The 18,629-nt window shown below is 71.2% G+C and carries 23 protein-coding genes; 21 read left to right on the forward strand and 2 right to left on the reverse strand.

The window, feature by feature from the left end; all coding sequences use genetic code 11:
* Positions 1-9 precede the first annotated feature (9 nt).
* The 5 genes from rpmE to VK611_06950 all read left to right on the forward strand — a co-directional run bounded on the left by rpmE (position 10) and on the right by VK611_06950 (position 3,765).
* Positions 10-219: a 50S ribosomal protein L31 gene (gene rpmE / locus VK611_06930; protein ID HMG41046.1), complete on the forward strand. Its 210-nt coding sequence runs from the start codon at positions 10-12 to the stop codon at positions 217-219.
* Positions 220-412: 193 nt separating this feature from the next.
* Positions 413-1,225: a hypothetical protein gene (locus tag VK611_06935; protein ID HMG41047.1), complete on the forward strand. Its 813-nt coding sequence runs from the start codon at positions 413-415 to the stop codon at positions 1,223-1,225.
* A gap of 19 nt (positions 1,226-1,244) precedes the next feature.
* The gene (gene prfA / locus VK611_06940; GenBank protein ID HMG41048.1) at positions 1,245-2,306 is read left to right on the forward strand and encodes a peptide chain release factor 1; all 1,062 of its coding nucleotides are present in this window, start codon (positions 1,245-1,247) and stop codon (positions 2,304-2,306) included.
* Positions 2,303-3,166 carry a peptide chain release factor N(5)-glutamine methyltransferase gene (prmC, locus tag VK611_06945; GenBank protein ID HMG41049.1) on the forward strand — a complete coding sequence of 288 codons (864 nt, stop codon included), beginning with the start codon at positions 2,303-2,305 and terminating at the stop codon, positions 3,164-3,166. The genes prfA and prmC overlap by 4 nt, the downstream gene beginning before the upstream one ends.
* Positions 3,163-3,765 (forward strand): L-threonylcarbamoyladenylate synthase, encoded by a 603-nt coding sequence (locus VK611_06950; GenBank protein ID HMG41050.1) that lies wholly within the window; start codon positions 3,163-3,165, stop codon positions 3,763-3,765. The genes prmC and VK611_06950 overlap by 4 nt, the downstream gene beginning before the upstream one ends.
* On the opposite strand, the gene VK611_06955 is transcribed toward VK611_06950, so the two are convergent.
* Positions 3,743-5,164, reverse strand: coding sequence for an acetyl-CoA acetyltransferase (locus VK611_06955; GenBank protein HMG41051.1), 1,422 nt, complete (start codon positions 5,162-5,164; stop codon positions 3,743-3,745). The two genes, VK611_06950 and VK611_06955, sit on opposite strands and share 23 nt — an antisense overlap.
* Positions 5,165-5,296: 132 nt before the next feature.
* Here VK611_06955 and VK611_06960 point away from each other — a divergent pair, with 132 nt between their 5' ends.
* From VK611_06960 to VK611_07030, 15 genes are all read left to right on the forward strand, one after another.
* Positions 5,297-5,905 (forward strand): hypothetical protein, encoded by a 609-nt coding sequence (locus tag VK611_06960; protein ID HMG41052.1) that lies wholly within the window; start codon positions 5,297-5,299, stop codon positions 5,903-5,905.
* The gene (gene rpiB / locus VK611_06965) at positions 5,883-6,326 is read left to right on the forward strand and encodes a ribose 5-phosphate isomerase B (GenBank protein HMG41053.1); all 444 of its coding nucleotides are present in this window, start codon (positions 5,883-5,885) and stop codon (positions 6,324-6,326) included. The genes VK611_06960 and rpiB overlap by 23 nt, the downstream gene beginning before the upstream one ends.
* 50 nt (positions 6,327-6,376) lie before the next feature.
* On the forward strand, positions 6,377-7,621 hold the full coding sequence (gene glyA / locus VK611_06970; GenBank protein ID HMG41054.1) for a serine hydroxymethyltransferase: 1,245 nt from the start codon (positions 6,377-6,379) through the stop codon (positions 7,619-7,621).
* A 25-nt stretch (positions 7,622-7,646) separates the two neighbouring features.
* Entirely contained in the window at positions 7,647-8,771 is a 1,125-nt protein-coding gene (locus VK611_06975; protein ID HMG41055.1) for an MraY family glycosyltransferase, read from the forward strand.
* 151 nt (positions 8,772-8,922) lie between these two features.
* A complete protein-coding gene (locus tag VK611_06980) occupies positions 8,923-9,210 on the forward strand; it encodes an AtpZ/AtpI family protein (GenBank protein HMG41056.1) in 288 nt (95 codons plus the stop codon).
* Positions 9,207-9,665: an ATP synthase subunit I gene (locus tag VK611_06985; protein ID HMG41057.1), complete on the forward strand. Its 459-nt coding sequence runs from the start codon at positions 9,207-9,209 to the stop codon at positions 9,663-9,665. Before VK611_06980 ends, VK611_06985 begins: the two co-directional genes overlap by 4 nt.
* The gene (gene atpB, locus VK611_06990) at positions 9,662-10,420 is read left to right on the forward strand and encodes a F0F1 ATP synthase subunit A (protein HMG41058.1); all 759 of its coding nucleotides are present in this window, start codon (positions 9,662-9,664) and stop codon (positions 10,418-10,420) included. Before VK611_06985 ends, atpB begins: the two co-directional genes overlap by 4 nt.
* Positions 10,421-10,468: 48 nt before the next feature.
* A complete protein-coding gene (gene atpE / locus VK611_06995) occupies positions 10,469-10,723 on the forward strand; it encodes an ATP synthase F0 subunit C (GenBank protein ID HMG41059.1) in 255 nt (84 codons plus the stop codon).
* Positions 10,724-10,739: 16 nt separating this feature from the next.
* Positions 10,740-11,420, forward strand: a complete 681-nt coding sequence (gene atpF / locus VK611_07000) for a F0F1 ATP synthase subunit B (GenBank protein ID HMG41060.1) — start codon at positions 10,740-10,742, stop codon at positions 11,418-11,420.
* Between the two features lie 12 nt (positions 11,421-11,432).
* Positions 11,433-11,960: an ATP synthase F1 subunit delta gene (gene atpH / locus VK611_07005; GenBank protein HMG41061.1), complete on the forward strand. Its 528-nt coding sequence runs from the start codon at positions 11,433-11,435 to the stop codon at positions 11,958-11,960.
* Between the two features lie 19 nt (positions 11,961-11,979).
* Positions 11,980-13,521, forward strand: coding sequence for a F0F1 ATP synthase subunit alpha (gene atpA, locus VK611_07010; GenBank protein ID HMG41062.1), 1,542 nt, complete (start codon positions 11,980-11,982; stop codon positions 13,519-13,521).
* Positions 13,522-13,535: 14 nt separating this feature from the next.
* A complete protein-coding gene (locus VK611_07015; GenBank protein ID HMG41063.1) occupies positions 13,536-14,504 on the forward strand; it encodes a F0F1 ATP synthase subunit gamma in 969 nt (322 codons plus the stop codon).
* Positions 14,505-14,528: 24 nt separating this feature from the next.
* A complete protein-coding gene (gene atpD / locus VK611_07020) occupies positions 14,529-15,992 on the forward strand; it encodes a F0F1 ATP synthase subunit beta (GenBank protein HMG41064.1) in 1,464 nt (487 codons plus the stop codon).
* A gap of 10 nt (positions 15,993-16,002) precedes the next feature.
* A complete protein-coding gene (gene atpC / locus VK611_07025) occupies positions 16,003-16,443 on the forward strand; it encodes an ATP synthase F1 subunit epsilon (protein HMG41065.1) in 441 nt (146 codons plus the stop codon).
* 58 nt (positions 16,444-16,501) lie between these two features.
* A complete protein-coding gene (locus tag VK611_07030; protein ID HMG41066.1) occupies positions 16,502-16,870 on the forward strand; it encodes an RNA-binding S4 domain-containing protein in 369 nt (122 codons plus the stop codon).
* A 64-nt stretch (positions 16,871-16,934) separates the two neighbouring features.
* On the opposite strand, the gene VK611_07035 is transcribed toward VK611_07030, so the two are convergent.
* Positions 16,935-17,735 carry an alpha/beta fold hydrolase gene (locus tag VK611_07035; GenBank protein ID HMG41067.1) on the reverse strand — a complete coding sequence of 267 codons (801 nt, stop codon included), beginning with the start codon at positions 17,733-17,735 and terminating at the stop codon, positions 16,935-16,937.
* 44 nt (positions 17,736-17,779) lie between these two features.
* Between VK611_07035 and VK611_07040 the strand changes: the two genes are divergently transcribed.
* Positions 17,780-18,583, forward strand: a complete 804-nt coding sequence (locus VK611_07040; GenBank protein ID HMG41068.1) for an SDR family oxidoreductase — start codon at positions 17,780-17,782, stop codon at positions 18,581-18,583.
* The last annotated feature ends 46 nt before the right edge of the window (positions 18,584-18,629 follow it).

Genomic DNA, 18,629 nt, shown 5'->3' on the forward strand with positions numbered 1-18,629 from the left:
ACGGACATCATGAAGGCTGGCATCCATCCCAACTACGTGGTCGCAACCGTGAAGTGCTCCTGCGGCAACACGTTCGAGACCCGCTCCACCCAGGCCGACCTGCACGTCGAGCTGTGCAGCGAGTGCCATCCCTTCTACACCGGCAAGCAGAAGCTGGTCGACACCGGCGGTCGCATCGACCGCTTCGAGCGTCGCTACGGCAAGCGCAAGTCGGCATAGTCGTCAGTTCGTAGAAGTTCCTTCGCTGAACACCGAGCTGAAGCTCCAGGCGCTGGTTGCAGCGCGCTGGGGTGCGGGCAACCGGCGTAGCGAGTCGTTCCCCCTGGGTGCGGCCCTGCTGGAGCTCGCCGACGACGAGTACGAGACGGCCGCCTGGGTCTACCTCGCCGAGTCCCCCGACCGGGGGCTCGGCATGGCGCTGGCCTGGGCGGAGCGTCACGACATCGACGACCTGCACGTCGTCGCCGACGCCGAGGCCGGCCTCCTGGCCCGCCGCGCCGCGCTGTTCGCCGAGAGCGTGCCCGTCGTGTGGCAGGTCACGAAGACGGGCCTGGTCGAGGCCGAGCCGTCGCCACCCGAGCCGCGCAAGCCGTCGTCGGCCGCGCCCGAACTGGTCGACCTGCTGATCGACCAGGGACTGGAGCTGGTGGTCGAGCAGGGCATCGTGCGGGGCGAGGTGAACGGCCTCGAGCTCGCCCGCATCACCGGCGACCGGCTGGAGGTGGGCGTGGGCGCCGCCGACCGGGAGCTGACGTCGATGGTCCACGGCGACTCGCCGCTGTCCGACCAGCTGGAGCGGGTGGCGAAGCTCGTGCGCGACCTGCGGCGCCCCGACGCCGACCGGCACCCGCTCAACCAGCTGGTGCCCGAGCGCTGGCTGCGGGCCGAGCTGTGCCGCACCCCGAAGGCGATCGGGCTCACCAACCTGCGCCCTACCGAGAGCGCCCGTCCCCGCCGGGGGCTGCGGGAGCTCGACATCGCCGTCGCCGTGGGTGAGTCCGACGACGACGGCCGCCCGGTCGTGATCGCCTGCTCGGTCGGCATCGACCTCGACCTGGTCCCCGCCGCCGCCGACGCCCGCGCCGCCCTCGACCCCGACGCCGACCTGTGGCTGGTCCTCCCCGAACGCGACGACCACCCGTCGTCCCTGCGCATGGCGGCCCGCCTCCACGACCCCGCCCGCATCCTGAGCATCCCCGACACCTGGCGTTCCGGACTGGGTTGACCCGGTACCGTGGCGCGTTGTGCTTGAACGACTCGACGAGCTGGAACGGGAGTACGGCGACGTCGAGGCGCGCCTGGCCGACCCGGACCTGATCGCCGACCAGGCGCGGTACCGGCCGCTGGCGAAGCGCTTCCGGGAGCTGGAGGCGATGGTCACCCGCATCCGGGACCTGCGCCAGAGCGAGGACGACCTGGCGACCGCCCGGGAGATGCTGTCGAGCGCCTCGGGCGACGACCGGGAGACGATGCGGGCCGAGGTGGAGGAGGCCGAGGCCGCCATCGCCCGGCTCACCGACGAGATCCGCCTGCTGCTCCTCCCCAAGGACCCCAACGACGAGCGCAACGTGATCGTGGAGATCCGCGGCGCCGAGGGCGGCGAGGAGGCCAACCTCTTCGCCCGCGACCTGTTCGAGATGTACCGGGCGTTCGCCGGCCGCCAGGGCTGGAAGGTGGAGGTGCTGGGCACCGACGCCTCGGAGCGGGGCGGCTTCAACGAGGTCGTCTTCCTGCTGCGGGGCGACGGCGTGTGGTCGCGCATGCAGCACGAGGCCGGGCCCCACCGGGTGCAGCGGGTGCCGGTCACCGAGAGCCAGGGCCGCATCCACACGTCGTCGGCCACGGTGACCGTGCTGCCCGAGGCCGAGGAGGTCGACGTCGACCTCGACCCGAACGACCTGCGCATCGACGTGTATCGCTCGTCGGGTCCCGGTGGTCAGAGCGTGAACACCACGGATTCGGCGGTCCGGGTGACCCATGTGCCTACCGGTTTGGTCGTAGCGATGCAGGACGAGAAGAGCCAGATCCAGAACCGGGCCAAGGCACTGCAGGTGCTGCGCTCCCGGCTGCTCAAGCTGGCGCAGGACGAGCAGGCGGCCGAGGCGTCGGCGGCCCGCCGGGGCCAGGTGGGCGGCGGCGGGCGCTCCGAGAAGGTGCGCACCTACAACTTCAAGGAGAACCGGGTCACGGACCATCGCATCGGCCTCACCCTCCACAAGCTCGACAAGGTGCTCGCCGGGGAGCTCGACGACGTCAGCGACGCCCTCGTCGCCGACGACCAGGCCCATCGTCTGGCGGACGCATGAACGCAGTGACCACGTGGCGGCAGCTGCTGCGGGAGGTGACCGCCCAGCTGGCCGGCGGCGACAACGCCGACCAGGAGGCCCGCTGGATGCTCGAGCGGGCCACCGGGTTCGACGCCGGCGAGCTGCAGGTCGCCCTCGACCGGCCGGCGACCGTGCGGGGCGCCACCCACGTCAACCACATGCTGGAGCGCCGGGTGTCGGGCGAGCCGCTGCAGTACGTGCTCGGCCGCTGGGGGTTCCGCAGCCTCGACCTCTACGTCGACCGCCGGGTGCTGATCCCCCGCCCCGAGACCGAGGTGCTGGCCGAGCTGGCCCTGGCCGAGGTCGACCGGTTGGGCGCCCAGATGGCGATCGACCTGGGCACCGGCTCCGGCGCGATCGCCCTGGCCCTGGCCGTCGAGCGGCCCAAGCTCGACGTGTGGGGCACCGAGCTGTCGCCCGAGGCCCTGGCTGTCGCCCGGGCCAACCTGGCGGGGCTGGGTCGGGCCGCCGTCCGGGTGCGGCTGGCCGAGGGCGACTGGTTCCGGGCGCTGCCGACCGACCTCCGCGGCCGGGTCGACGTGATCGTGTCGAACCCGCCCTACGTCGCCCAGCACGAGGTGCCCGACCTGCCGCCCGACGTGCGGGAGTGGGAGCCGGAGCTGGCGCTGGTGTCGGGCGGGCCCGCGGGGCTCGACGACGTGGCGGCCATCGTCGCCGAGGCGCCGTCGTGGCTGACCCGGCCGGGCTCGCTGCTGGTGGAGATGGCCCCGCACCAGACCGACGCCGCCCGCGACCTGGCCCGGGCCGCCGGCTTCACGTCGGTGTCCGTCTGGCCCGACCTGACCGGCCGCGACCGCATCCTCCAGGCCCGCCTGTGACCCTCGCCTCTGTCGACGACGCCGTGGCGGCGTTGCTGGCCGGCGAGGTGGTGGTGCTGCCCACGGAGACCGTCTACGGCCTCGCGGCGCTCCCCACTGCCACCGAGCGGATCTTCGCACTGAAGGGGCGAGGCCCCGACGTCCCGCTCGCCGTCCTCTGCGCCGACGGCGACCAGGCGCTGGCGCTCGTGGACGACCCGAGCGACGCCGTGGCCCGGGTGGCCAAGGAGCTGTGGCCCGGGCCGTTGACGCTGGTCCTGCCCCGTCGACCCGGCCTCGGCTACGAGCTGGGCGAGCCGGCGACGACGATCGGTGTCCGCTGCCCCGACCACGCGTTGGTGCAGGCGATCACCGCCCAGGTCGGACCCATCGCCGCCAGCAGCGCCAACCTCCACGGCCAACCGACGCCCGACACCGCCGCCGAGGCCGCCCGGGTGTTCGGCGACGGCGTGGCCGCGGTGGTCGAAGGGGGCCCCTGCAAGGGCGAGCCGTCGACGGTGGTCGACGCCACCGACCCCGACCCGGCCCGCTGGCGGGTCCTGCGCCAGGGGGCCCTGACGATCGACGACGTCCTGGCTACAGGTCGAGACCGCCCGTAGGGGTGATCTTCACCGAGCGGCCGATCTGCTCGGCCCCGGAGACCAGCTCGGCCAAGGCCTCGGGCACCGTCGAGTCGGCCCAGGCGCGGCGGCCGTCGTCCAGCAGCACCGTGGCGATGGCCCGTTCGGGCGCCCCGGCTCGGTCGTGCGCCACCGACCACGACTCCACCAGGCCCGACACGCCCGACGGCCCCGGGTCCTCGCACAGCTCCCGGGCCGGGAGGGCGTCGACCTCGGCCTGCACCGACGACAAGCGGAACTCGCCCGCCGGCGGCGGCTCGGTGGAATAGAGCCCCACGGCGTGCTTCGTGAGGTAGCCGCCGTTGGCCGACACCAGCCCCAACGACCCCGGATCCGACCGCAGCACCCCCACCATCGCCGCCAGCGAGTGGCTCACGTAGTTGTTCCACGGGCCCCCGGCGAACGACAGCCCGCCGGTGACGGTCAGGTCACGACCGGTCGACAGCCCCAGCTCGGCGGCCGCCACCTCCACCGCCGAGGGGAAGCACGAGTACAGGTCGGCGTGGGCCACGTCGTCGGCGCTCCGTCCCGCCAGGCCGAACAGCGCCCGACCCGCCAGCCGTATCGCCGGCGACGACGCCAGGTCGGCCCGGTGCGAGACGGCGTAGTGGTCGTGGGCGTCGGTGACGGCCCACGGGAACACCCAGCGATCCGACGGCACCCCCAGCGCCCGGGCCCGCTCGACCGACGTGAGGATCAGCCCGGCGCCCTGGTCGACGGCGTTGTTGGCGTTCATCACCTTCGTGTACGGCCACGAGATCCAGCGGTTCGACTCCGACGGCGTGCGCACCTCGGAGGGCGTCAGCGCCTGCTGCACCCAGGCGTGCGGGTTGGCGGCGGCCACCTCCGAGAACCGGGACCACAGCCGGCCGACGTGGTCCAGGTGCTCGTCCACCGACCGTCCCAGCCGGTGCCGGAAGGCCTGCTCGAACAGCGGGTAGACCTGCGTCGGCATGACGACGCCCCGGGCCACCTCGCCCGGGTGGTTGAGCTGCATCTCGTCGGCCGTCCGCCGGGCCGGAGCGTCGTCGGCGGACCACGGCGTCCACCCCAGCTCCTTGCCGCCCCCGAACGCGGACCGCGACCGCCACGCCTCGGCACCCCCGATCAGCACGAGGTCGTGCGCCCCCGAGGCGATGTCGCGGCACGCCTGGGCCACCAGCGCCTGCGGCTCGTTACCGCCCATCGGGCTGAGCGCGGTGTCCCGCGGCGACGCCCCCAACCGGGCCGCCACCAGGGCCGCGGGGTCGGCGTAGCGCCACGACAGCAGCTGGACGACCCACACCGCGTCGGCCTCGGTCAGGAGCCGGTCGCCCGCCGCCCCCGAGTCCGTCGCGGCCCGTCGCAACGCCTCCGTGAGGAGGTCGACGGGTTCCACAGGTGACTCTCCGCGGTCGACCCGGTTGCTCCACTGACCCCCGCCGACGATGACGGGGAGACGGGGATCCAGTGCCACGCGGCCTCCCGAATGCTTGCGATCTGGTGAACTTGACCCGGCGGTCAACTGTAGGTGGGGCACTTCACCCCTACAATCCCGAGCATCAAGATCCTCCTGGTCTGCACGGCCAACCAGTGCCGCTCCCCCATGGCCGAAGGCCTCCTCCGCGCGCAGCTCGCCGCGGCGGGCATCGGCGCGCAGGTGGGCTCGGCCGGTCTGCTGCCCGGCGGATCCCCCGCCCAGCCCGAAGCGGTGGCGGTGATGGCGGAGCGTGGCATCGACATCACCCGCCACGTGAGCTGCCAGCTCACCCCCGAGATCGCCCGGTCGGCCAACCTGGTGCTGGGCATGGCGCGGCAGCACGTGCGGGAGGCCTGCGTCGGTTACGGCGCCCTCCTGCAGCGGGCGTTCACGCTCAAGGAGCTGGTGCGCCGGGGCGAGGACGTCGGCCCCCGCCGGGTGGACGAGACCCTCTACACGTGGCTCGGCCGCGCCGGCAGCGGCCGCCGCCCCAACGACCTGGTGGGCGATTCCGAGTTCGACGACATCGCCGACCCGATCGGCAAGTCGCGGGCCTTCTACGAGCAGACGGCCGAGGAGCTGGACGAGTTGCTGCGACGCTTCGTGGATCGGGTGGTGGGCGCGGAGAGGCGCAGCGGTGCGGGTCAGCATCGGTTCTGACCACGCCGGGTTCCTGCTCAAGCAGCATCTCGTCGAGACACTGACGCAGCTGGGGCACGAGGTGGTCGACATCGGCACCGACAGCGAGGCGTCGGTCGACTACCCGCCGATCTGCGCCGCGGTGGGCCGCATGGTCGCCAAGGGCGAGGTCGAGCGGGGCATCGTGCTCGGCGGCTCCGGTCAGGGCGAGCAGATCGCGGCCAACAAGGTGCACGGCGTGCGGGCGGCCCTGTGCAACGACCTGTACCTCGCCCGGATGTCGCGCCAGCACAACGACGCCAACGTCCTCTCGCTGGGCGGGCGCATCGTCGCCCCGGCCCTGGCCGACGAGATCGTGCAGCTCTGGCTGGACACGCCGTTCGACGGCGGACGCCACGAGCGTAGGATCGGCCAGATCGCCGACATCGAGCGCGAGTCCTGAGCCCTCCGGGCCACGCACCGCGCGCGACACGTACCACCGAGGAAGCCGCCATGCCCTGGCCCACCGTCAACGACGACGAGCTGTTCGGCTTGATCGACCGCGAGGTCGAGCGCCAGAACACCACGCTCCAGCTGATCGCCAGCGAGAACTTCACCTCGCCGGCCGTGCTGCGGGCCACCGGCTCGGTCCTCACCAACAAGTACAGCGAGGGCTACCCGTCGAAGCGCTACTACGGCGGCAACGAGGTGATCGACCAGGTGGAGGAGCTGGCCCGCACCCGGGCCCGCGAGCTCTTCGGCGCCGAGCACGCCAACGTGCAGCCCCACTCCGGCGCCAACGCCAACATGGCGGTGTACATGGCGCTGCTGGAGCCGGGCGACACCGTGCTGGGCCTGCGCCTCGACCAGGGCGGCCACCTCACGCACGGCTCCCCGGTGAACGCCAGCGGCCGGCTGTACCACTTCGTGTCGTACGGGGTGACCCCCAGCGACGAGCGCATCGACGTCGACCAGATCCGCGACCTGGCGCTCGAGCACCGGCCCAAGCTGATCGTCACGGGGGCCACGGCGTACCCCCGGATCATCGACCCCGAGCCCTTCCGGCAGATCGCCGACGAGGTGGGCGCGCTGTTCATGTTCGACGCGGCCCACATCGCCGGGCTGATCGCCGGCGGCGTCCACCCCAACCCGGTGCCGTTCGCCGACGTCGTCACGTTCACCACCCACAAGACGCTGCGGGGACCCCGTTCCGGGTGCATCCTGTCGACGGCGGCGCTGGGTACCCAGATCGACAAGGCCGTGTTCCCCGGCTTCCAGGGTGGTCCGCTCGACCACGTGATCGCCGCCAAGGCCGTGGCCTTCCACGAGGCCGTCCAGCCGGAGTTCAAGGTCTACGCGCAGCAGATCGTGGCCAACGCGGCGGCGCTGGCCGAGGCGCTGGCGGGCCAGGGGCTGCGGCTGGTGTCGGGCGGCACCGACAACCACCTGATGCTGGTCGACCTGCGCAGCTTCGACCCGGAGCTGTCGGGCAAGAAGGCCCGCCTGGTGCTCGACCGGGCCGGCATCAGCCTCAACGAGAACACCGTGCCCGACGATCCGCGGCCGCCCTACATCACCAGTGGCCTGCGCATCGGCACGCCGGCGGTCACCACCCAGGGCCTGCGCGAGGCCGAGATGGCGGACGTCGCAGCGCTCATCCACCGGGTGCTGACCCACCGGGACGACGATGCCGAGCTGGCCGCGGTGCGCGACGAGGTGCTGGCGCTCTGCTCCAAGTTCACGCCGTACCCCTCCTGAGCCTGAGTTCGAGTCCGAGTCGTAAGTGGAAGGGCTGACGGAGAGCGGGTACCTGCCTGTCGTCGGGATCGCGTTCGCCGTCTCGTTCCTGAGCATGCCGCTGTTGCGGGCGCTGTCGTTCCGCTGGGGCGTGGTCGTGAACCCCGACCCCCGCCGGGTCCACAAGCACCCGACGGCGCTGCTGGGCGGTGTCGGCATCCTGGGCGGCTTCCTGGCAGGGATGGTCGTGGCGTGGGCGGGCGGCGACTTCGACGCCACCTTCCAGACGATCACGCCGCCCCTGGGCGTGGCGCTGGCGGCGATCGCCATGTACCTGGTGGGCCAGCTCGACGACCTGCGCGACGTGTCGGCCCCCGCCAAGATGGCCGGGATGGTGCTCTCGGGCAGCATCCTGTCGCTGGCCGGCGTCACCATCCTGTTCTTCCGGGTGCCGTTCTTCGGCCTGTTCTCGCTGTCGCCCGACCTGTCGGCCTTCGTCACCGTGGTGTGGGTGGTGGGGATGGCCAACGCCATCAACCTGATCGACGGGCTCGACGGCCTGGCGGGCGGGATCGTGGCGATCGCCGCCGGCGCGTTCCTGCTCTACGGCGAGCGGCTCAACGACCAGGGGATCATCGACAGCGGCAACATCGGCCCGCTGATCGCCGCCTGCGTGCTGGGGACGTGCCTGGGCTACCTGCCCTGGAACGTCCACCCCGCCCGGATCTTCATGGGCGACGCCGGGGCGCTGCAGCTGGGCCTGCTGATGGCGGCGGCGACGATCGCGGTGGGCGGCAACACGCCTCCGGACGTGGAGTTCTCCGGTCAGGCCTTCTTCTTCTTCGCCCCGCTGTTCCTGCCGCTGGTGATCCTGGGCGTGCCCATCCTCGACACGCTGTGGGCGATCCTGCGCCGGGCGTCGAAGCGCTCGGGCGTGTCGGTCGCCGACAAGGGCCACCTGCACCACCGGCTGATGGCCCTGGGTCACGGCCAATGGCGCAGCGTGCTCATCCTGTGGACGTGGACCGCCCTCCTGTCGGCCCTGGTGCTGTACCCCGCCTACACGGGCCGGGGCAACGCGGCGGTCCCCATCGGGATCGCCGCCCTCGCGCTCCTCCTGTTCACCCTGTTCGCCCCCGGGATCCGGGCCCGGCGGACGAACGGGGAGTGACGGTCGGGTGGCGATCTTTCGCTGGGGAGAACTCTTGCTCGCGAGGTTGCTAACCTCCGGCGCCGACCGGTGACGACGGGGAATTTGCCCACGCACATTCCTGTTCCCTAGATTGGGAAACAGTTCACAAGCTCGCCAGACGGGGACAACGGTGTTCGATCTCACTGCGAGGCAGAAGCTGAATCGGGGTTACTCCGACGGACTGGCGCGGGCCCTGGAGATCGTGGTCACGCCCCTGCTCCTCGGCTTTCTCGGCCGGGTGGTCGACGGCTGGCTGGGTACGGAGCCCTTCCTGATGATCGCCTTCGGCTCCTTCGGTGCCGCCGGCATCGTCGTCAAGCTGTGGCTCGGCTACGACCGTGAGATGCGCAAGCACGAGGCCGCGCTGCCCGGCGCCCGCCCGCCGAAGGAAGGCAGCCTGAAGGAAGGCACGACATGAGCGCGGCCTACTTCACCGGCGGCCCTCCGGGCGACGCCGAGGCGCCCGAGCGTCAGGTGGCGCTCGACATGACGAAGCGGGCCCTGCCGTTCGCGCCGCTCCCCGTCGCCGTGTGCGCCCTCGTGTGGGGCACGGCCGGTGCCGCCTCGGCGCTGTTCGCCGTGGTGCTCGTGCTGGTGAACTTCGCGGCGGCGGCCTGGTCGCTCGGCGTCGCCGCCCGCATCAACTACGCCCTTTTGATGGGCGTGGCCCTCTTCGGTTATCTCTTGCGGCTCGCCCTGATCTTCGCCGCGGTCTTCGCGGTGAAGGATGCGTCCTGGGTCGAACCGACGGCGCTCGGCGTCACGCTGGTCGTCACCCACCTCGGGCTCCTGGTCTGGGAGACCCGCTACGTCTCTGCATCGCTCGCCTTCCCGGGCCTGAAGCCCGCCGCCAAGGAGAACGCATCCCGGTGATCCTCGGACTCGACTTCCCGCCGCTCAGCCACATCGTCAACTGGCCGGAGCTCTTCGGCGACGACACGTACGGGATCAACAAGGTCATCCTCGTCTACGCGGCCGCCGCCGCCCTGACGATGGCGATCTTCATCGTCGGCAACAAGAAGCAGCTCGTACCGAGCGGTGCTCAGAACCTCGCCGAGATGTCGGTGGAGTTCGTCGAGGAGCAGATCGTGCTCCCGACCATCGGCCCCAAGGGCCTGCGCTACGCGCCTCTGTTGACGTCGTTCTTCTTCTTCATCCTCTTCTGCAACATCTTCGAGATCGTGCCGTTCATCCAGATGCCGGCCACGGCCCGCATCGCCCTGCCGGCGTTCCTGGCGATCCTTGCCTACGTCATCTACCACGGCTCCGGGTTCAAGGAGCACGGGCTCGGCTACATCAAGCACGCCCTGGTGGTGCCCGACCTGCCGCTGCCGATGCACATCCTCGTGGTGCCGATCGAGTTCATCTCGAAGTTCCTGGTGCAGCCCTTCTCGCACGCCGTACGACTCTTCGCCAACCTGCTGGCGGGCCACATCCTGCTGGTCACCTTCGGCATCCTCAGCGCCTCGCTGTGGACGCTCGACTGGTATGCGATCTTCCTGCCGCTCCCGGTGATCGCGGTGGTCTTCTTCACCGCCTTCGAGATCCTCGTCTCGTTCCTCCAGGCCTACGTGTTCGCCCTGCTGGCCGGCGTGTACATCGGCTCCGCCATCAGCCACGAGCACTGATCCCAAGCTCTCCAATCCACGTCATCCGTAACAGGAGAAGAAACCACAATGCTCGCCACCTTGTCCCTCCTGGCTCAGGCCTCTGGAGGCATCGACAACACTGGCCTCGCCGCTCTGACCTACGGCCTGGGCGCCATCGGCCCCGGCATCGGCATCGGTTACCTCGTGGGCCAGTCGGTCCAGGCCATGGCCCGCCAACCTGAGGCCGCCGGCATGGTCCGCACAACCATGTTCCTGGGCATCGCGTTCGTCGAGGCGCTTGCGCTCATCGGCTTCGTGGTGTTCTTCCTTGGCCAGGGCTGAGAGGGAGACGCATCCCATGCGACGTAGACGACTTCGCCTGGTGCTGTTCGCCGCCCTCGCCGGGGCGCTGCTGTTCGGGCTCGCCCGTCCGGCCAGCGCTCAGGAGGGCGAGGAGGGTGGGGACTTCGCCGACCACGCCACCGAGGAGTGCGCGCACCTGCTGGAGGAGGGCGGCGCGATCGACGACTGCCAAGAGGCGCCGAACCCGCTGCTCCCCGAGACCAACGAGATCATCTGGGGCGCCATCGGCTTCGGTGTGGTGTTCTTCTTCCTCGCCAAGTTCGGCATGCCCGCCATCAAGTCGACGATGGACGCTCGCACCGAGCGCATCCGCAGTGACCTGGCGTCGGCCGAGGAGCAGCGCGGCGAGGCCGAGCACATCCTCGCCGAGTACCGGGCGCAGCTGAACGACGCCAAGTCCGAGGCCGGGCGCATCATCGAGGAGAGCCGCCAGGCGGCCGACCAGATCAAGCGCGACCAGGAGGTCCGCCTCCAGGAGGAGCTGGCCGACCTGCGGACCCGGGCGGTCGCCGACATCGACGCCGCCAAGAACCAGGCGATGTCCGACCTGCGGGGCGAAGTCGCCCAGCTGGCCATCGGCGCCGCCGAGGCGATCGTGCAGCGCAACCTCGATGCGTCGACGCAGCAGCAGCTCGTCGACCAGTACATCGACCAGATCGCGACCCGACGGTCGTAAGGGGAGATCGCCATGGCAGACGATCGCATCGAGGCCTACGCCGAGGCTCTCTTCGGCGTGGCGCGGGCCGAGGGCTCGCTGGGCGAGGTCGAGGACGAGCTGTTCCGCTTCTCCCAGACGCTGCAGGGCTCCGACGAGCTGCGGGGTGCGCTCACCGACGAGCACATCCCCGCGGCGCGCCGCCAGCAGATCGTGGAGGACCTGCTCGACGGCAAGGCGTCGCGGGTCACCACCGCGCTGGTGTCGCTCGTGGTCGGCACGGGCCGGGCGCGTGACCTGCCGGCGATCATCCGCCAGCTGGTCGAGCGCAGCGCAGCCGAGGCCAACAAGGAGGTGGCCGAGGTGCGCACCGCGGTCAACCTCACCGCGGCGCAGCGCAAGAAGCTCACCGCGGCCCTCAACCAGGCCACCGGCAAGCAGGTCGAGCTGAAGGTCGTGGTCGACCCCTCGGTCCTGGGCGGCATCGTCGCCCAGGTCGGCGACACGGTGATCGACGGTTCGGTGCGCTCGCAGCTCGAACAGCTCAAGCAGGCTCTCTAAGGACGACTGAGGAACCGACATGGCAGAGCTGACCATCAACACCGCCGACATCACGGCGGCGCTCCGCAAGAACCTCGACGACTTCAAGCCCGGCATCGAGACCGCCCAGGTCGGCCGGGTCAAGGAGGTCGGCGACGGCATCGCCACCGTCGTCGGGCTGCCCGAGGCGGCCGTCAACGAGCTGCTCGAGTTCGAGTCGGGCGTGCTCGGCCTGGCCCTCAACCTGGACGAGGAGTCGATCGGCGCCGTGGTGCTGGGCGAGGCGTCCGAGGTCCGCGAGGGCGAGGCCGTCAAGGCCACCCACCGCATCCTCGAGGTGCCGGTGGGCGACGGCCTGCTCGGACGGGTCGTCGACGGCCTCGGCCAACCGGTCGACGGGAAGGGTCCGCTCGCCAACACCCAGCCGCGCCGCATGGAGATCCAGGCGCCCGGCATCATGGGTCGCAAGCCGGTGCACGAGCCGTTGCAGACCGGCATCAAGGCCATCGACTCGATGACCCCCATCGGCCGGGGCCAGCGCGAGCTGATCATCGGCGACCGCAAGACCGGCAAGACCACGATCGCCATCGACACGATCCTCAACCAGCGTGGCCTGGGCGTGAAGTGCATCTACGTGGCGGTGGGCCTCAAGGAGTCGACCGTCGCCAACACGGTCGCCACCCTCGAGGAGCACGGCGCCCTGGAGTACACGGTGGTCGTCGTGGCCGGTGCGTCCGACCCGTCGCCGTTCAAGTACCTGGCGCCCTACGCCGGCTGCGCCATGGGTCAGCACTGGATGGAGAACGCCGAGCACGCCCTGGTCGTGTACGACGACCTGTCCAAGCAGGCCGAGGCCTACCGCCAGATCTCGCTGCTGCTGCGCCGCCCGCCGGGCCGCGAGGCCTACCCGGGCGACGTGTTCTACCTGCACAGCCGGCTGCTGGAGCGGGCCGCCAAGCTGAGCGACGAGCTGGGCGCCGGCTCGCTCACCGCGCTGCCGATCATCGAGACCAAGGCCGGCGACATCTCGGCCTACATCCCGACCAACGTGATCTCGATCACCGACGGCCAGGTCTTCCTGCAGGACGACCTGTTCAAGTCGGGTGTGCGCCCGGCCTTCGACACCGGCCAGTCGGTGTCCCGCGTGGGTGGCGCCGCCCAGATCAAGGCCATGAAGAAGGCCGTCGGCACGCTCAAGGGCGACCTGTCCCAGTTCCGTGAGCTGGAGTCGTTCGCGGCGTTCGGCTCCGAGCTCGACAAGGTGTCGCAGGCCCAGCTCGACCGCGGCTATCGCCTGGTCGAGCTGCTCAAGCAGCCGCTCAACAGCCCGATGCCGGTCGAGGAGCAGGTGGTGTCGCTGTACGCGGCCACCAACGGCTACCTCGACCCGGTGCCGGTCGACGAGGTGAAGCGCTTCGAGGCCGAGCTCATCGACTGGTTCCGCGGCCGTCACCGCGGTCTGCTCGACGGCATCAAGTCGTCCGGCGACATCGCCGACATCCCCGCCTTCGAGGCCGCGATCAAGGAGTTCGGCGAGTCGTTCTCCTGGGAAGAGACCGCTGACGCCGAGGCACAGGGCTAGGGAGGGATCGTCCCGTGGCTGGAGGTCAGGAGAGGACGCTGCGCCGGCGGATCAAGTCGGTGCAGTCGACCAAGAAGATCACCAAGGCGATGGAGCTGATCGCCGCGAGCCGGATCGTGAAGGCCCAGCAGCGGGTGGCCGCGGCGCGGCCCTACAGCGAGCGCATCACCGCGGTGATCCGCAACCTCGCGGCTGCCGGCGCCGGTGGCGGTTCGCCGCTGCTGGTCGAGCGGGAGACCGTGTCGACCATCGCCTACGTGGTCGTGTCGGCCGACCGGGGTCTGTGCGGCGCCTACAACTCGTCGGTGATCCGGGAGGCCGAGCGCGAGATGCTGGCCCGCCGGGCCGAGGGCGTCGAGACCCGGCTGATCACGGTCGGCAAGAAGGCCGCCGGCTACTTCCGGTTCCGGGGCTGGCACATCGACGAGGGCTTCCAGGGCTTCGCCGACCAGCCCGCCTACGAGGACGCCCGCCGCATCGCCGAGTTCGTCGTCGAGCGGTTCGAGGCCGGCGAGTACGACCAGGTCCAGCTCGTCTACACCCAGTTCCTCTCCGCGGCGTCGCAGCGGGTGGTCACCCGGCGGTTCGTGCCGCTCGACCCCTCGATGCTGGAGCAGGCCTCCGACGGGCCGGCCGCCGACTACGAGTTCGAGCCGAGCCCGCAGGAGATCCTCGACAGCCTGCTGCCCCGCTACGCCGAGGCCCGCCTGTACGCGGCGCTCCTCGACGGTGCGGCGTCGTTCCTGGCCGCCCAGCAGCGGGCCATGAAGTCGGCCACCGACAACGCCGAAGATCTGATCACCAAGTACACCCGGGCGATGAACCGGGCCCGGCAGGACGCCATCACCACCGAGATCATGGAGATCGTCGGTGGTGCCGAGGCGCTGCGGGCCGCCCAGAGCGGTCGCGGCGACCTGCTCATCGACCACGCCCTGACGTCCGCCGACGTCCTGTCCGCCAACCTCGACCCCGCGCGCCGGTAGCGGCTGCCCCCTGAGGAGAGAACCATGACCGTCACCGAGACCCCCTCGACCAACCACGAGGAGACGTTGAAGGACGGCCGCGTCGTCGCCATCGCCGGCCCGGTCGTCGACGTGGAGTTCCCGCCCGACGCCGTGCCCGCCATCAACATGGCCATCGAGATGACCCTCCAGGTCGACGGCGAGGACCTCGTCGTCCGCGCCGAGGTCGCCCAGCAGATCGGCGACAGCCGGGTGCGGGCCATCTGCCTGCGGCCCACCGACGGCCTGACCCGGGGCGCCACGGTGCGCAACCTGGGCATCGGCCTCACCATGCCGGTGGGCGACGGCGTGCTCGGCCACGTCATCAACGTGATGGGCCAGCCGCTCGACGTCCCCGAGCTGGACCAGTCGAAGATCGACGGCTACTGGCCGATCCACCGCCAGGCGCCGGCGTTCGACACGCTCGAGCCCAAGAAGGAGATGTTCGAGACCGGCATCAAGGTCATCGACCTCCTCACGCCTTACCTGCAGGGCGGCAAGATCGGCCTGTTCGGCGGCGCCGGCGTGGGCAAGACCGTGCTGATCACCGAGATGATCCGCCGCGTCGCCCAGAACCACGGTGGCGTGTCGGTGTTCGCCGGCGTCGGCGAGCGCACCCGTGAGGGCACCGACCTGTTCCTGGAGATGGACGAGTCGGGCGTGCTCGACAAGGCCGCGCTGATCTTCGGCCAGATGGACGAGCCCCCCGGCGTGCGCCTGCGGGTCGCCCTGGCGGCACTGACCGTCGCCGAGTACTTCCGCGACGAGCGCGGCCAGGACGTGCTGCTGTTCGTCGACAACATCTTCCGGTTCGTGCAGGCCGGCTCCGAGGTGTCGACCCTGCTGGGCCGCATGCCCTCGGCCGTGGGCTACCAGCCCACGCTGGCCGACGAGATGGGCGAGCTGCAGGAGCGCATCACCTCCACCCGGGGGCGGTCGATCACCTCGCTGCAGGCCGTGTACGTGCCCGCCGACGACTACACCGACCCGGCGCCGTTCACCACCTTCACCCACCTCGACGCCACCACCGAGCTGTCGCGTGACATCGCGTCGCTGGGCATCTACCCGGCGGTCGACCCGCTGGCGTCCACGTCGACCATCCTCCAGCCCGACGTGGTCGGCGACCGGCACTACGCCGTGGCCCGCCGCGTGCAGGAGATCCTGCAGCGCTACAAGGAGCTGCAGGACATCATCGCCATCCTCGGCCTCGACGAGCTGTCCGAGGAGGACAAGGTCACGGTGTCCCGGGCCCGCAAGATCCAGCGGTTCCTGTCGCAGCCGATGTACGTGGCCAAGGCCTTCACCGGCCTCGACGGCGTCACCACCCCGGTCGACGAGACGGTCGAGTCGTTCGAGGCGCTGTGCCAGGGCGAGCTGGACGACCTGCCCGAGCAGGCGTTCCTCAACGTCGGCGGCGCCGAGGATGCCAAGCGCAAGGCCAAGCAGCTCACCGAGCAGGCCGGCAGCTGAGGTCGTTGCGATGACTCTGCAGGTCGAGCTGGTGTCGCCCGAGCGGATCCTGTACTCGGGCGAGGCCGAGTCCGTGCTGTGCCGGACGGTGGGCGGTGGCGACATCGCCTTCTACGGCGGCCACTCCCCGTTCGTGGGGGCGCTCGACGTGGGCGTCGTGGTGGTCCGCACGCCGGAGGGCGCCGCCGACGAGACCGTCGCCGTCCACGGTGGGTTCGTGGAGGTGTCGTCCTCCGCCGGTTCGGGCGACGAGGGCCCTGCCACCACGGTGACGATCCTGTCGGACGTGGCCGAGCTGCGCAGCCAGATCGACGTCGACCGGGCCCAGGCCGCCAAGGAGCGGGCCGAGGCCGCCCTGCGCGACGGCGACGACGCCGAGGTGCGGGCGGCGCTCAAGCGGGCCGAGGTACGCCTGTCGGTGGCCGAGGCCGGCACCGCCGTCACCCACTGATCTCCCACCCTCCCGACCTCCCGACCTCCCGACCTCCCGACCCTGGCACGATGGTGCCGTGGAGGTGACGAGGGTCGACCGGTGGCTGTGGGCGGTCCGGGTGTACAAGACCCGGTCGGCGGCCACCGACGCCTGCCGGGGTGGGCACGTGCGGGTGAACGGGTCGTCGGCCAAGCCGGCGACGTCGGTGCGGGTCGGCGACCGGGTCGACGCCACCGTCCCCGGTGGCCGGCTGCGGATGCTGGAGGTCGCCCGGGTGATCGACAAGCGGGTCGGCGCCCCGGTGGCGGCCGCGTGCCTGGTCGACCACAGCCCGCCGCCGGAGCGTGAGGACGGCCCCCGGCTCGTCCCGTTCGCCCGTGATGCGGGCACAGGACGTCCGACCAAGCGCGACCGCCGCCGCCTCGACCGCTTCCGCTCGAACTAGAGCGACCGACCGAAACTTCGACGGAGATGGCGCCATAGCGACGCGCTCTGTCGAGGTTTCGGGATCAGGCGAGGCCCATGAAGCCGCTGACCAGGCGGGGCCAGTCGCGGATCTGGCGCAGGGTGCGGGCGACGTGGAGGTCGGCGCGGGGGAGGATCTCGGCCAGCGCCTCGGCGGTGCCCAGCGGGTGGGCGGGGTCGGTGTCCCAGGCGAGGATCAGCGCCGGCTGCTGCAGCTGGGCCAGCTGGTCGGCCGACGGCAGGTCCGACGCCGCCGCGCCCCGCAGCACCGCCGGCAACAGGTCCGGGTGGACCGCCGGGAGGTTCGAGCCGCTGTTGGGCATGCTCATCAGGATCGGCGGGCGGACGTCGACGCCCACCGCCAGCAGGCCCTCGTCGTCGCCCTGGGAGCGGACGTAGGCGGCGTTGGTGCGGTAGTGCTCGGCCACGGCGGCGTGGTTCTCCCAGGCGGCCGGGGGTGTGACCAGCACGAGCCGGTCGATGCGGTCGGGGGCGGCGAGCGCGGCCTCGATCACGGTGGCGCAGCCCATCGAGGCGCCCCCGGCGGCGAAGCGGGGGATGCCGAGGGCGTCGGCCAGGCCCACCAGGTCGCGCCCCAGCTCGCCCCACGAGTACGCCGCCACGTTGTTGGTGCCGCGCGACTCGCCGTGGCCCCGGGCGTCGTAGCGGACCCAGCGCCAGCGCTGCTCGACCACCGCGCTCCAGTCGAACAGCCCGTCCTGGTCCTCATGGGCGCGGCTGCTCATCAGCCCGTGGCACCACACGAAAGCGGGACCGTCTGCGCCGATGATCTCGACCATCAGGTCCGCGCCCCGCACGGCGACTCGCCCAGCATGAGCGGACATGCTGCTCCCCGCGGCAGCCATAGCCGGGAGTTTATGCTCACGCAATGCCCAGGACGTGGTCTTCTGCGTTGGTGACCGGAGCTTCGTCGGGGATCGGGCGGGCGATGGCACGTCAGCTCGCCGCCGAGGGCACCGGGCTCGTGGTGGTGGCGCGCGACACGGCGCGGCTGGAGGAGCTGGCCAAGGAGATCGCCGGCGCCTCCACGACAGCGCCGTCGGTCGACGTCGAGGTCGAGGTCCTGACCGCCGATCTGGCCGACCCCACCCAGCTGGCGGACGTCGAGGCCCGGCTGCGTGACGCCGGCCGTCCCGTCGATCTGCTGGTGAACAACGCCGGCTTCGGCACCTACGGCCCGTTCGCCGACCTGTCGATCGACGGGGAGGAGCGGGAGATCCGGGTGAACGTGCTGGCCGTGGTGCGGCTGGCCCACGCCGCCTTGGGTGCGATGCGGGAACGGGGGAGCGGCACGATCCTCAACGTCTCGTCGGTGGCGGGCCTGCAGGCGACGCCGGGCAATGCCACCTACGGCGCCACCAAGGCGTTCGTCGCCAGCTTCAGCGAGGCGCTGCACGAGGAGACGTTGGGCTCCGGCGTGCAGGTGAGCATGGTGCTGCCGGGCTTCACCCGCACCGAGTTCCAGGAGCGGGCCGGCATCGGGGGCCGGAAGATCCCGTCGTTCGCCTGGCAGGACGCGGAGACCTGCGCCCGCCAGGCCCTCGACGCGGCCCGCTCCAACAAGCCCTTCTTCGTCCCCGGCCTCCTCAACCGCACCGCCGCCGCCACGCTCGACCTGCTCCCCCGCGGCCTCACCCGCCGCGCCGCCGCCCGCTTCGCCCAACGCCTCTAACCCGAAACTTCGACAGAAACGGTCGCTATAGCGCTGTTTCTGTCGA

This window comes from Acidimicrobiales bacterium, assembly GCA_035316325.1.
GTDB lineage: Bacteria > Actinomycetota > Acidimicrobiia > Acidimicrobiales > VFJN01 > DASXTK01.

Excerpts from the sequence above, each read along its gene's own strand:
- rpmE (HMG41046.1), top strand. The coding sequence starts at position 10 with ATGAAGGCTGGCATCCATCCCAACTACGTGGTCGCAACCGTGAAGTGC.
- VK611_06935 (HMG41047.1), top strand. The coding sequence starts at position 413 with ATGGCGCTGGCCTGGGCGGAGCGTCACGACATCGACGACCTGCACGTC.
- prmC (HMG41049.1), top strand. The coding sequence starts at position 2,303 with ATGAACGCAGTGACCACGTGGCGGCAGCTGCTGCGGGAGGTGACCGCC.
- glyA (HMG41054.1), top strand. The coding sequence starts at position 6,377 with ATGCCCTGGCCCACCGTCAACGACGACGAGCTGTTCGGCTTGATCGAC.
- VK611_06985 (HMG41057.1), top strand. The coding sequence starts at position 9,207 with ATGAGCGCGGCCTACTTCACCGGCGGCCCTCCGGGCGACGCCGAGGCG.
- atpE (HMG41059.1), top strand. The coding sequence starts at position 10,469 with ATGCTCGCCACCTTGTCCCTCCTGGCTCAGGCCTCTGGAGGCATCGAC.
- atpF (HMG41060.1), top strand. The coding sequence starts at position 10,740 with ATGCGACGTAGACGACTTCGCCTGGTGCTGTTCGCCGCCCTCGCCGGG.
- atpH (HMG41061.1), top strand. The coding sequence starts at position 11,433 with ATGGCAGACGATCGCATCGAGGCCTACGCCGAGGCTCTCTTCGGCGTG.
- atpA (HMG41062.1), top strand. The coding sequence starts at position 11,980 with ATGGCAGAGCTGACCATCAACACCGCCGACATCACGGCGGCGCTCCGC.
- atpD (HMG41064.1), top strand. The coding sequence starts at position 14,529 with ATGACCGTCACCGAGACCCCCTCGACCAACCACGAGGAGACGTTGAAG.
- atpC (HMG41065.1), top strand. The coding sequence starts at position 16,003 with ATGACTCTGCAGGTCGAGCTGGTGTCGCCCGAGCGGATCCTGTACTCG.
- VK611_07035 (HMG41067.1), bottom strand. The coding sequence starts at position 17,735 with ATGTCCGCTCATGCTGGGCGAGTCGCCGTGCGGGGCGCGGACCTGATG.
- VK611_07040 (HMG41068.1), top strand. The coding sequence starts at position 17,780 with ATGCCCAGGACGTGGTCTTCTGCGTTGGTGACCGGAGCTTCGTCGGGG.